This is a genomic window from Mycobacterium sp. SMC-18, from assembly GCF_045310895.1.
Lineage (GTDB): Bacteria > Actinomycetota > Actinomycetes > Mycobacteriales > Mycobacteriaceae > Mycobacterium.
The window spans coordinates 153,299-165,673 of the sequence record NZ_JBJIAL010000010.1 but is presented as its reverse complement, the minus strand read 5'-3'; the positions used below and the strand labels follow the sequence as shown (position 1 = coordinate 165,673).

Below are 12,375 nucleotides of genomic sequence, written 5' to 3'. Positions count from 1 at the left end.
CGGTGGAAGCGCGCAAGGGAGATCGCCGGATCTCGAACTCATGGTGGGCCCTGATCCTGATCACGGCCGTGGTGCTGTTCATGGTGGTGACCACGGTGACCTTCACCGGTGCCGCGAAACCCTATGTGCCCGTGACGGTCATGGCGGACCGGGCGGGTCTGGTGCTGGAGACCAACGCCAAGGTCAAGATGCGCGGCGTGCTGGTGGGCCGTGTCAGCCAGATCGACGTGGGCCAGTCGGGGGCGACCCTGCAACTCAAGCTCGACCCGGACCAGGTGAAGTACATCCCCGCCAATGTCGGTGCGCAGGTGAGCGTTACGACGGCATTCGGCGCCAAGTTCGTCGATCTGGTTTATCCGTCGTCGCCCAGCAGTGCCCGCGTGACCGCGGGCACGGTACTGCATGCCGAACACACGACGACCGAGGTCGACACGGTCTTCGAGAACATCGTCAACCTGCTCGACATGGTGGACCCGGCGAAGCTGAACTCGGTGCTCAGCGCCGTCGCCGAAGGCGTCCGCGGTCAGGGTGAGCGAATGGGCCAGGCCACAACGGATCTCAACGAGGTACTGACGGCGCTCAACTCGCGCTCGGACAAGATTCGTGACGACTGGCGGTCGTTCAAGCAGTTCAGTGACACCTACGGTGCGGCGGCCGACAACATCGTGAAAATCCTCAATGCCGCCAGTACCACCAGCGGCACCGTCACCGGCAAGGCCAAGGCGCTCGACAGTCTGCTGATGAACGTCATCGGATTCTCCGAGGCGGGAACCGACCTGCTCGGCGCGAGCGGGAACAACCTGGTTGACGCGATCAACGGGCTGGAACCCACGACGAGTCTGTTGCTGAAGTACAGCCCCGGGTACACGTGCTGGCTGGAAGGGAACAAGAAGTTCCTCGACACCGGTGCCTGGGGCGTGTTCGGCGGGGCCGACGGCCGCTCGCTGATCCTCGATGCGACGCTGCTGCCGGGCAAGAACCCGTACGTGTTCCCCGACAATCTGCCGATCGTCGCAGCGAAGGGCGGACCCGGTGGGCAGCCAGGCTGTGGCTCGCTACCCGACGTGGCCAAGAACTTCCCGGTGCGGCAACTGATCACCAACACCGGGTGGGGTACCGGGCTCGATATCCGGCCGAACCCGGGGATCGGCAGCCCGTGCTGGGGCCAGTGGTTCCAGAGCACCCGCGCGGTGCCGGCGGCGCCGAGCATCCGGCAGTGCCTGCCCGGACCCGCGCCCGGTCCGATCCCGTATGCCGGGGCGCCGCCCTATGGCGCGGCGTTGTACGGGCCCGGCGGGGTGCCGCTGTGGCCGGGTGTGCCGCCCGCCGCGCCGAATCCCGCTGACGCTCAACCGCAGTCGGCACCGGCGCCCGCGCAGGCGGCACCATTGCCGGCGGAAGCGCCTGTGGCGCCCGCGCCGCCCGAATCGGCAGGCGCGAACTGACCATGACCATCAACCCACAACTGAGGCAGGAGGGACGCCATGGATAACTTCAAAGGCACGCTGCTGCGTCTCGCCGTCTTCCTTGCGGTCTGTCTGCTGGGCACGGTCGCCCTGTGGTTGGTCTTCGCCGACCTGCGATTCGGCGAGGGACACACCTACTTCGCCCGGTTCGTCAACGTCTCGAACATGAAGAAGGACAGTCACGTTCGCATCGCGGGCGTGGAGGTCGGCCAGGTCAAGAACGTGTCGATCAACCGCGATTCGACGGTGACGGTCGAGTTCACCGCGGACAGTTCGGTCGTACTGACCGAGGGCAGCCGTGCGGTGATCCGGTACGACAACGTCGTCGGCGATCGTTTTCTGGCGCTGGAGGAAGGTGCCGGCGGCACCAAGAAGCTCAATCCAGGGGACACCATCCCCGTCGACCACACGCAACCCGCGCTGGACCTCGATGCCGTCATTGGTGGTTTCCGTCCGTTGTTCTCGGCCCTGAGCCCCGACAAGATCAACGACCTGAGCGGGCAGCTGATCGAGGCGCTGCAGGGGCAGGGTCCGTCGATCGGGTCGTTCCTGGCGCAGGCCGCGGTGGTGACCAACACGCTGGCCGACCGCGATCAGCTGATCGGGCAGGTCGTCACCAACCTGAACACGGTGCTGACGTCTTTCGGCGGTAGGAGCGACAAGCTCGACAAGGCCGTGGTGTCGCTGTCGGAGTTGGTCGGCCGCCTGGCGCAACGCAAGACCGACGTCTCGAATGCCGTGGCCTACACGGACGCAGCGGCCAACTCGATTGCCGGCCTGCTGACCGAGGCCCGGCCGCCGCTGGCCAAGACGGTGCACGAGGTGGACCGGACCGCGGGCATCGTGCTCGCCGACCACGACTACTTTGACAACTTCCTCAACACCCTGCCGGACAAGTACAAGGCGTTGTCCCGGCAGGGGATCTACGGCGACTTCTTCAGCTTCTACCTCTGCGACGCGGTGCTCAAGCTCAACGGTAAAGGGGGACAACCGGTTTACGTCAAGGTGGCCGGGCAGACCTCAGGACGGTGCACCCCGAGATGAAACCTTTTGCCGAGCGAAGCCATTTCGCCCTTGGCGCCATCGGTATCGGCGCCGTGGTCGTGATCGCCACCGTGGCGCTCCTGTTCCAGAAGATTCCGTTCGTCAGCGGGACGAGCACGTACTCCGGCTATTTCGAGGATGCTAGTGGACTGCACACCGGTGCGCCCGTGGACATCTCGGGCTTTCCGGCCGGTCGGGTCGCCAGCATCGACCTTGACGGTCCGCGCGTGCTGATCAAGTTCACCGTGGACGACGACGTGCACCTCGGGGAGCGCACCGAGGCCGCGATCAAGACCAAGGGGCTGCTGGGCAGCAAGATGCTCGAAGTCGTTCCCAAGGGCGACGGCGACCTCAAGGGCACCATCCCGCTGGAGCGGACAGTGTCGGCGTACCAGCTTCCGGATGCCCTCGGTGATGTGACCAACGCGATCAGCGGCCTGGACACCCATCAGCTGTCGGACTCGCTGGCCACGGTGTCAGAGGCTTTCGCGAACACCGCACCGGATCTGCGGGATGCGGTGAACGGCATCGCGCGGTTCTCCAAGACGCTCAACGACCGTGACGCGCAGCTGCGTAGTCTGCTGGACAACGCGTCGAAGGCGACGACGGTGCTGGCCAAGCGCAGCGATCAGGTGGTGAGCCTGGTCAAGGACACCAATGTCCTTCTGGTGCAACTGCGTTCGCAGAGTGCCGCGGTGAGCCGGCTGTGGAACAGCCTGTCTGCGGTCTCGCAGCAACTCAAGGGACTGATCGCCGAGAACCGGTCGCAATTGCGGCCGGCGCTGGACAAGCTCAACGGTGTCGTCGCGATGCTCGACAACCGCAAGGAACGGCTGCAACAGGCCGTCAAGGGGCTCAGCCAGTACGTCCTGGCGCTAGGCGACGCCGTGAGTTCAGGGCCGTTCTTCAAGGCGTACATCGTCAACCTGCTGCCCGGTCAGTTCGTGCAGCCGTTCGTCGATGCCGCGTTCTCCGACCTCGGAGTGGACCCGAACACCAAACTGCCGTCCCAGCTTCAGGATCCCCAGGTGGGTCAGCCCGGCACCCCGCCGCTACCCGTGCCGTTCCCGCGCACCGGCCAGGCCGGCGACCCGCGTCTGACGATTCCGGATGCGATCACCGGCAAGCCCGGCGATACCGCTTGTGGCCCAGCGGGAATCCCGTTGCCCGGCCCCGGCTGCTACCCGGTCCGCGAGCCGCAGCCGGCGCCGCCGCCTGGCGGGCCGCCACCCGGGCCGCCGGCGCTCGCACCCGGGCAGACCGCCATGCCGGAACCACCGAAAACCCCGCCCGTGCACGTGTCGGATCCCGTTGAGCAGCCAGGAGGACAGCAATGAGCAAGCTGTCCACACGCCTGCTCGTCGTCGCCGCCGCGGTGACCCTCGTCGTGGGTGGCGGCTACTTCGCCGTGACGGCGTTCCAGCGCGCGTCGCGCAACGAAGTGGTGGGCTACTTCCAGAACACCAATCAGTTGTTCAAGGGCGACGACGTCCTGATCCAAGGCGTGCCGGTCGGCAAGGTCGAGAACATCGAACCGGGGCCAGAAAAGGTCAAGGTGACCTTCTGGATCGACGACAAGTACAAGGTGCCGGCGGACGCCAAGGCCGTGATCCTATCGCCACAGCTGGTGACGGGCAGGGCAATTCAGCTGATCCCGCCCTACCGGGGCGGGCCGACGCTGCGTGGCGGCGCCGTCATCCCGCTCGATCGGACCGCGGTGCCGGTGGAGTGGGATCAGGTGCGGACCCAGCTGCAGCGGGTGGCCGATCTGCTCAAACCCGACCAGCCCGGCGGCGTCAGCACCCTCGGCGGCTTCATCAACACCGCTGCCGACAACCTGCGCGGACAGGGCGCCAGCATCAGGGAATCGGTGATCCGGCTGTCGCAGGCGGTCTCGATCCTCGGCGACCACAGCAATGACCTGTTCTCGACGTTCAAGAACCTCTCGATCCTGGTCTCGGCGCTGCAGGACAGCACCGGACTGCTGGAACGGCTCAACACCAACCTGGCCGAGGTGAGCGGACTGGTCGCCGACGACCCCAACAAAGTCGGTCAGGCACTGCACGACATGAGTGCCGTCGCCGACGACCTGCGGTCCTTCGTCGCGGACAACAAGGAAGCCGTCGGGACGGCGTCGGACAAGCTGGCGTCGGTCAGCACCGCGATCGTGGGCAGCCTCGATGACATCAAGCAGGTGCTCCACGTGGCACCCAATTCAGTAGCGGATCTGAACAACATCTATGAGCCGGCGGTGGGTTCCCTGACCGGCATCCTGGCGGCCAACAACTTCGCCAACCCGGTCAGTTTCATCTGCGGTGCCATCCAGGCCGCGTCGCGCCTCGGTGCGGACCAGTCGTCGAAGCTGTGTGCGCAGTACCTGGCGCCCATCGTCAAGAACCGGCAGTACAACTTCCTGCCGCTGGGCGAGAACTTGATGGTGGGCGCCCAGGCCCGGCCCAATGAGGTTACCTACAGCGAGGATTGGATGCGGCCCGACTACGTCCCACCATCGCGGCCGGCAGCTCCGGTGGCGCAGCAAGCGGCCGCCGCACCCCAGCCGCTGGCTCCGCAGCAGGCTGCCTCCGCGGATGTACCGGCTGCGCAGACAGTGAGCACCGACGCCAACGCCGGGCTGGCCGGGATGATGACGCCGCCGGCCGGAGGTGGGTCGTGAACCGCCTGCGTACGGCCGGAGGCTGCGTGCTGGCGGCCCTGGCGTTGGTGGCCTCTGCCGGCTGTTCGGGGTGGCGCGGTGCCAACAGCCTGCCGCTGCCCGGCACCGAAGGCGGGGGACCCGGGGCGTTCGAGATCCAGGCGCAGATGACCGATGTCACCAATCTGCAGGAGAATTCGCGGGTCCGGGTTTCCGACGTCACGGTCGGCACGGTCACCAAGATCGAGCGGCAGGGCTGGCACGCGCTGGTCACCATGCGGCTCAACGGCGATGTGAAGGTACCGGCCAACTCGACCATCAAACTGGGGCTGACCAGTCTGCTGGGCACGCTGCACATCGAGCTCGGACCGCCCAAAGATGGCCGGCCACAAGGACAGCTGCACCAGGGGTCGGTCATTCCGCTGGCGAGCAGCGGCAGCTTCCCGTCGGTCGAGCAGACGCTGTCGGCGGTATCGATGGTGCTGGGCGGTGGTGGCATCGGCAACGTCCAGGACATCACCGAGGCCTTCAGCACGGCGTTCCACGGGCGTGCCGAGGACCTGCGCAGCCTCATCAAACAGCTCGACACGTTCACCGCCAACGTCAAGGACCAGACCCCTGACATCATCGCGGCGTCGGAGAGCCTGAACGTCGTCGTCGGCAAGCTGGCCGCGAGCCAGTCCGTCCTGGACAAGGCCATCGACACCGTCCCGGAGGCGCTGGCCGTACTCAACGGTGAGCGCGAGAACCTCGTCAAGGCCGCCGACAAGTTGAGCAAGTTCGCCGCGCTCGCGGCGGATACCGTGGACCGCTCAAAAGAGAACGTGATCAAGGAATTACGTGATCTGGGGCCGACGCTCGAGCAGCTCGCCAACGCCGGGCCGGCCATGACGCGGGCATTGAGCTTCATCCCCACGGTGCCGTTCCCGAGCGACACCATCGAGAAGTGGCAGCGCGGCGACTACGCGAACCTCACCGCGATCGTCGACCTCACCCTCAGCCGTATCGACCAGGCCTTCTTCACCGGCACCCGCTGGGAGTGCGACCTGACGGAGCTGGAACTGCAGTGGGGCCGCACCATCGGCCAGTTCCCCAGCCCGTGCACCGCCGGCGGGCCGAACAACCCGGGCAATCCGCTGACCATTCCGTACCGCTGGGATCAGGGGCCGTAAATGCATCTCGACAAACGCGTGAGAATTCAGCTCGCGATCTTCGCCCTCGTCGCCCTGATCGCGGTGACGATGATGAGCCTGATCTATATGCAGTTGCCCGCCAAGCTGTTCGGCATCGGGCGCTACGTGGTCAAGATGGAACTGCCCGAGACCGGCGGCCTGTATGCCACCGGCAACGTCACCTACCGCGGCACCGTGGTGGGCCGGGTGCAGTCCGTCGGGCTCACACCCACCGGGGTACAGGCGGAGCTGTCGCTCGACTCCGGTACCGATATTCCGTCTGATGTGCAGGCCGACGTGCACAGCCAGATGGCGATCGGTGAGCAGTTCGTGTCGCTGACGCCCCGTGGTACCGGCTCGCGGCCGCTCAAGGACGGTGACGTCATCCCGCTGGCGCACACGTCGGTGCCGCCGGACATCAACACGGTGATCGACTCGCTGACCAAGGGCCTGCAGGCAGTGCCCAAGGAGAACCTCAAGACGGTCGTCGACGAATCCGCCACGGCGGTCGGTGGTTTGGGACCGGAGCTCTCGCACATCGTCAAAGGCGGCAGCCAGCTGGCCATCGACGCACGCGCGAACCTGGACCCGCTGCTGAGCCTGATCGATCAGGTCAAACCCGTGCTCGACTCGCAGAACAACACCTCGGGTGCCATCCAGGCGTGGGCGGCGAACCTTGCCACGGTGACGGGTGAACTGCAGGCGCAGGACAAAGCCGTGGGCACGCTGCTCGACAAGGGCGGCCCGGCATTCGGCGAGATGGGGCAGTTGTTCAACCGGCTGCGGCCGACCTTGCCGATCGTGTTGCAGAATCTGGTGTCCATCAACAAGGTGGCGATCACCTACCAGCCGAACCTCGAACAGCTCCTGGTCCTGCTGCCGCGGACAACGGAAGCAGCGCAAGGCGTTACGTTGGCGAACCGCGACACCAAGCAGGCGTACAAGGGCGCGTACCTGAGCTTCAATCTCAACATCAACCTGCCGCCGCCGTGCACCACCGGATATCTGCCGGCGCAGCAGATGCGCAACCCGGCGCTGGAGGATTACCCCGAGCTGCCGGCCGGTGAGCTGTACTGCCGGACCCCGCAGGACGGCATGTTCAACGTGCGTGGCGCCAAGAACCTGCCGTGCGAGACGGTGCCCGGCAAGCGTGCCGCCACCGTCAAGCAGTGCGAGAGCAACGAACCGTACGTGCCACTCAACGACGGTTACAACTGGAAGGGCGATCCCAACGCCACCTGGACCGGGCAGGACGTGCCACAACTGCGGCCAGGCTCGCCCCCGCCAGCCGGTGCGCCGCCCCCGCCGGTCGCCGTGGCCGAGTACGACCCGGCCAGCGGGTCGTACATCGGCCCTGACGGAAAGACCTACACCCAAGCCGATCTGGCCCACACGGCTCCGAAGGAGAAGACATGGCAAAGCATGATGACACCGCAGCCGGGGAGCTGACCGACGGCGGCGGGGTCGCCGTCCTCGACCCCGACATCGACGACATCGACGAGGTTGATGAGGCCGACGTCGCGGATGCGCCGGAGCCCGCGAAGCCGAAGCCGGTGCGCCGGATCGCGGCGGTGATCGGCCTGGTCCTGGTGGTCGCGCTCAGCGCACTGGTCGGCTGGTTGGCGGTGCGGGCGCACCGCGCAACCCAGACCGATGAGCGGCAGAGCCAGATCGTCCAGGCCGCCCGGCAGGGCGCGCTGAACCTGACGACCATCGACTGGCAACGCGCCGACGCGGACGTCCAGCGCATCCTCGACAGCGCCACGGGGGAGTTCTACGACGACTTCGCCAAACGCTCAGCACCTTTCATCAAGGTCGTCAAGGAAGCGAAGTCGACGTCCACCGGCTCGATCACCGAAGCCGGGCTGGAATCAGAGTCGGGCGATGCGGCCCAGGTGCTGGTCGCCGTGGCCGTCAAAACCTCCAATGTCGGTGCGCCGGATCAACAACCACGCGAATGGCGAATGCGCATCGCAGTGCAGAAAGTCGGTGATGTGATGAAGGTGTCCAACGTGGAGTTTGTGCCGTGAAATTGACCAGGTCCCGGGGCGAAGGCGCCGCCGAAAAATCCGACGAGGCAACCGTTTCGGCCGATGAGGTCGCAGCCGATGAGCTTGACGACGCGGTGGAGGCCGGTGCCACAGAAACCTGCGCCGCGCAGACCACCGACGCGGCGCCTGCAACGCCGCGGCGCCGCGTCGCCTGGGCGAACGTGGCCGTCTACGGCCTGCTGCCCGCGCTCGTCCTCGCGCTCGGTAGCGCCGCCGGTTACCTGCAGTGGAAAGACGTTTCTCTGAGCCGAGCCGACACGGCCAAAAGGGAATCCACCAAGGCCGCCACCGACGGCACCATCGCGCTGCTGTCCTACAAGCCCGAGACCGTCGACAAGGATCTGGAAGCCGCCAAGAAATACATGACCGGCAACTTCCTGAACTCCTACACTTCGCTCACCCGCGACGTGGTCATCCCGGGCTCCAAACAGAAGAAGATCTCCGCTGTCGCCACCGTGCCCGCAGCCGTATGGACCAAGGCGACCCCCGACCATGCCGTGGTCATGCTGTTCGTGGACCAGACGATGATCATCGGCGACAGCGCCCCGACCAGCACCGCCTCGAGTGTTCGCGTCACCCTCGACAAGGTCGAGGGGCGTTGGCTCATCTCGCAATTCGATCCGATGTGAGCCCCCGCGTGTTCGCAAAACTGTTGACCGGTGCGGTGCTCGGCGCGGTCGCGCTGAATGTCGCTGTGCCACCGGGAATGGCATCCGCAGATGCGACTGCGTACCTGATCGGCGTCACCGTGCGGCCCGGCTACAACTTTCCCAATGCCGATGCGGCTCTGGGCTATGGCTACGGCATCTGCGAAAAGGTGGCGGCCGGCCGGACCTTCGCTGACGTAATGGGCGACGTACGAGGCGATTTCAACACCGACGACGACTACCAGGCGTCCTACCTCATCTCGCAGGCCGTCAACGAACTGTGCCCCGCACGAATCTGGCAGCTGCGAAACTCCGCAGCGCACTACCAGTCGCCGCCGGGCGTCCATCCCTGATGCGAAGGAATCCAACATGAGGTGTCGGCAATGGGTGCTGTCGGTGTTGACGGTCGTGCCGTTGGGCACCGCGCTCTGCGTACCGCTCGCGCACGCTGACAACGGCAACACCCTCATCCCGAACAACAAGCGGCTCAACGACTCTGTCGTGTCGAACGTCTACACCGTGCAGCATCAGGCGGGTTGCACCAACGACATCGCGGTGAATGCGCAGCTGCAGCAGGCCGCCGAACGGCAGGCCAAGGACATGATGGCCAACCGGAACCTGGACGGCGACATCGGATCTGACGGCTCCACGCCCCAGATGCGGGCCGAGCAGGCGGGTTACCGCGGCGGTCCGGTCGCGCAGACGGTGGCCACCAACCCGGCGCTCGCGATCAGCGGAGTCGAGTTGATCAACCAGTGGTACTACGACCCGGTGATCAAGCAGATCATGTCCAACTGCGCCAACAACCAGATGGGCGTGTGGTCCGAGAACAGCCTCGACCGCACCGTCGTCGTCGCCGTGTATGGCCAGTTGCCCGAACCGCCGCACCGCGACGAGAAGGGGGGCGGCGGCAACAACGGCTTCGACCCGAGTCCCGACTACGACGGCAGCGACGAGCTGGAGCACGGCCTCACCTGGTTCCCCTGGATCCTGCGCGGTGTCTTCCCGGCGCCGGCGTACCCGGCGAACTAGGGCTCTTGTATCGCGAGTGTGCGCGCAGAGCGAGAAAATCGCCGAACTAGCGATCTGAGTGCACATTCGCGGGGCGAATCCTGCTCAGTTGCGCACGTGCAGCTTCTCGCCGTGCGGCCCGAAGATGGCGATCGCCTCGACCGGGCCGTCGACGGTGCCGAACCAGTGCGGTGTCCAGGTCGAGAACTCCACGGCCTCACCGGGTTTGATGGTGAAGTCGCGGTCGCCGAGTAGCAGGCGAAGGTTCCCCGACAACACGTAGAGCCACTCCTGGCCATCGTGCACCGGCAGCTCGGTCGGTGGCGTGCGCCGCCGCGCGCTCACGCGGATCTTGAACGTGTGCAGACCACCGGCCGGCCCGCCGCGGGTCAGTGGCCAGTACGTGATGCCGCCGCGGGTGTGTGAGGACCCACGCACCCGCGGATCCTCGGCCTCGGGTGCGCGCATGAGTTCGTCGGTGCTGATCGAGAGCGCCGCGGCGAGCCGGGGCAGATGGTCGAGCGCGAACCGGCGCTTGCCCGATTCCAGCCGGCTCAACGTCGAGATGTCGATATCGGCCGCGCGCGCAACGTCTTCCAGCGTCATGCCGCGTTGCGTGCGCAGTTCCCGCAGCCGCCGCCGGACGCGCGCTTCGATGTCATCGTCCTCCGGGTTTGCCTGCATGGCAAATCAGCTTGGCATTTTCGGCATCGCCCGGCAAGGTCGGTGTCATGAACAACGAATGGGAATGCGCCGTCGTCGGGGGCGGCGCGGCGGGGCTGAGCGCCGCGTTGGTGCTCGGCCGCGCCCGACGACGAACGCTGGTCATCGACGCCGGCGAGCAGAGCAATCGCGCGGCACACGGCATCGGGGGACTGCTGGGCCAGGACGGACGACCGCCTGCGGACCTGTACGCCGACGGCCGCCGCGAGCTCGCCCAGTACCCGTCGGTCCAGGTTGTCGACGGGCTGGTGACCGGCGCAACGGCGCACGACGGTCCCACGTTCCGGCTCGAACTCGCCGACGGATCTGTGCACCATGCCCAGCGGATACTCCTGGCCGGCGGCATGCACTACGAGGCACCCGACATCCCGGGGCTGACCGAGCACTGGGGGCGGTCGGTGTTCCACTGCCCGTTCTGCCACGGCTGGGAAGCGCGTGATCAGGCGCTGGCCGTCCTCGCCGACGGCGACCGGGCCGTGCACATGGCGCTGATGCTGCGCGGCTGGACCGACGACGTCGTCGTCGTGACGAACGGTCCGTCCGGGCTCGACGACGACCAGTACCGCGCGCTGGCCGACGCCGGTGTACAGGTCGACGAGCGCAAGATCGTCGAATTCGCATCGCGCGACGGCGAATTGGCGTCCATCGTGTTCGCCGACGGCGACGAACTGAAGCGCGAGGGCGCACTCGTGGCCAGCGCGCTGCGGCAGCGGACCGACCTGGCGGCACAACTCGGTGTGCGGACCGCGCCGCCCGGGCCGGTCGTCGTCGATGCCCTCGTGGTCGATCAGTTCGGCCGGACCTCGGTCTCCGGCGTCTTCGCCGCGGGCGACGTCTGCGCGCAGATGCCTCAGGTGGCCTCGGCGATCGCCGCCGGTTCCGCCGCGGCCGCCGGGATCGTGCAGAGTCTGCTGCACGACCAGTTCGGCCTTCCCGTCATGCCCTGGCCCCACTTCGATCCGCAGGAGGAGTCCGATGTCCACAACTGAAACGCCGCAAGAGCACTGGGAAGGCCGGTACGCCGAGAAGCCGCAGATGTGGAGCGGCCGGGTCAACGCCAACTTCGCGAAGATCGCCGGCGAGCTGCCCCCGGGCCGCGCACTGGATCTGGGGTGCGGCGAGGGCGCCGACGCGATCTGGCTGGCCACCGAGGGCTGGGAGGTGGTGGCGGTCGACATCGCCACCAACGCCCTCGACCGGGCGCGCAGTGCGGCCGAGGCGAGGGGAGTGGCCGGGCGCATCGACTTCCAGCACCACGACCTGTCACACAGCTTCCCGACGGGCAGCTTCGATCTGGTGTCGGCGCAGTTCCTGCATTCCACGGTCCACCTGGAGCGCCGGCAAATACTGCAGCAGGCGGCAGCGGCTGTCGCTCCGGGCGGCACGCTGCTGATCGTCGACCACGGCGAGGCGCCGCCCTGGGCGTCCCAACACATCCATGACCACCGCTTTCAGTCCGCGGACGAGGTCGTCGCCGAGCTCGACCTGCCCGACAAAGGCTGGCAGCCGCAGCACGTCGGTACTGTGGAACGCGAGGCGATCGGCCCTACCGGCGAAGCCGCCGTCTTGCGGGACAACCTGATCGTCCTGCGCCGCACGCACTGATCG

General features: G+C 66.8%; 13 protein-coding genes. 12 read left to right on the top strand and 1 reads right to left on the bottom strand.

Annotation, left to right across the window (positions count from 1 at the left end):
- The first annotated feature begins 2 nt into the window (after positions 1–2).
- From ACJH6J_RS11805 to ACJH6J_RS11760, 10 genes are read left to right on the top strand one after another with little or no spacing between them, the layout of a single operon-like run.
- Positions 3–1,445, top strand: a complete 1,443-nt coding sequence (locus ACJH6J_RS11805) for an MCE family protein (protein WP_406803979.1) — start codon at positions 3–5, stop codon at positions 1,443–1,445.
- A 39-nt stretch (positions 1,446–1,484) separates the two neighbouring features.
- Positions 1,485–2,510 (top strand): virulence factor Mce family protein, encoded by a 1,026-nt coding sequence (locus ACJH6J_RS11800; protein ID WP_406803978.1) that lies wholly within the window; start codon positions 1,485–1,487, stop codon positions 2,508–2,510.
- Entirely contained in the window at positions 2,507–3,847 is a 1,341-nt protein-coding gene (locus ACJH6J_RS11795) for an MCE family protein (protein WP_406803977.1), read from the top strand. The genes ACJH6J_RS11800 and ACJH6J_RS11795 overlap by 4 nt, the downstream gene beginning before the upstream one ends.
- Positions 3,844–5,184, top strand: a complete 1,341-nt coding sequence (locus ACJH6J_RS11790) for an MCE family protein (protein ID WP_406803976.1) — start codon at positions 3,844–3,846, stop codon at positions 5,182–5,184. The genes ACJH6J_RS11795 and ACJH6J_RS11790 overlap by 4 nt, the downstream gene beginning before the upstream one ends.
- Positions 5,181–6,335, top strand: coding sequence for an MCE family protein (locus ACJH6J_RS11785; RefSeq protein ID WP_406803975.1), 1,155 nt, complete (start codon positions 5,181–5,183; stop codon positions 6,333–6,335). The genes ACJH6J_RS11790 and ACJH6J_RS11785 overlap by 4 nt, the downstream gene beginning before the upstream one ends.
- The gene (locus ACJH6J_RS11780) at positions 6,336–7,784 is read left to right on the top strand and encodes an MCE family protein (protein WP_406803974.1); all 1,449 of its coding nucleotides are present in this window, start codon (positions 6,336–6,338) and stop codon (positions 7,782–7,784) included.
- Positions 7,748–8,365, top strand: coding sequence for a mammalian cell entry protein (locus ACJH6J_RS11775; RefSeq protein WP_406803973.1), 618 nt, complete (start codon positions 7,748–7,750; stop codon positions 8,363–8,365). Before ACJH6J_RS11780 ends, ACJH6J_RS11775 begins: the two co-directional genes overlap by 37 nt.
- Entirely contained in the window at positions 8,362–9,015 is a 654-nt protein-coding gene (locus ACJH6J_RS11770; protein WP_406803972.1) for a hypothetical protein, read from the top strand. The genes ACJH6J_RS11775 and ACJH6J_RS11770 overlap by 4 nt, the downstream gene beginning before the upstream one ends.
- Before the next feature lie 8 nt (positions 9,016–9,023).
- Positions 9,024–9,386, top strand: a complete 363-nt coding sequence (locus ACJH6J_RS11765; protein WP_406803971.1) for a DUF732 domain-containing protein — start codon at positions 9,024–9,026, stop codon at positions 9,384–9,386.
- Positions 9,387–9,402: 16 nt separating this feature from the next.
- Positions 9,403–10,065, top strand: a complete 663-nt coding sequence (locus ACJH6J_RS11760; protein ID WP_406803970.1) for a CAP domain-containing protein — start codon at positions 9,403–9,405, stop codon at positions 10,063–10,065.
- An 84-nt stretch (positions 10,066–10,149) separates the two neighbouring features.
- Here the strand turns inward: ACJH6J_RS11760 and ACJH6J_RS11755 are convergent, their stop codons facing one another.
- Entirely contained in the window at positions 10,150–10,728 is a 579-nt protein-coding gene (locus tag ACJH6J_RS11755) for an XRE family transcriptional regulator (RefSeq protein WP_318985213.1), read from the bottom strand.
- A 47-nt stretch (positions 10,729–10,775) separates the two neighbouring features.
- On the opposite strand from ACJH6J_RS11755, the gene ACJH6J_RS11750 reads away from it, so the two are divergent.
- Together ACJH6J_RS11750 and ACJH6J_RS11745 are read left to right on the top strand one after the other, a co-directional pair.
- Positions 10,776–11,756 carry an NAD(P)/FAD-dependent oxidoreductase gene (locus ACJH6J_RS11750; RefSeq protein ID WP_406803969.1) on the top strand — a complete coding sequence of 327 codons (981 nt, stop codon included), beginning with the start codon at positions 10,776–10,778 and terminating at the stop codon, positions 11,754–11,756.
- Complete coding sequence (locus tag ACJH6J_RS11745) at positions 11,743–12,372, top strand: class I SAM-dependent methyltransferase (protein ID WP_406803968.1); 630 nt, start codon at positions 11,743–11,745, stop codon at positions 12,370–12,372. The genes ACJH6J_RS11750 and ACJH6J_RS11745 overlap by 14 nt, the downstream gene beginning before the upstream one ends.
- Positions 12,373–12,375 lie beyond the last annotated feature (3 nt).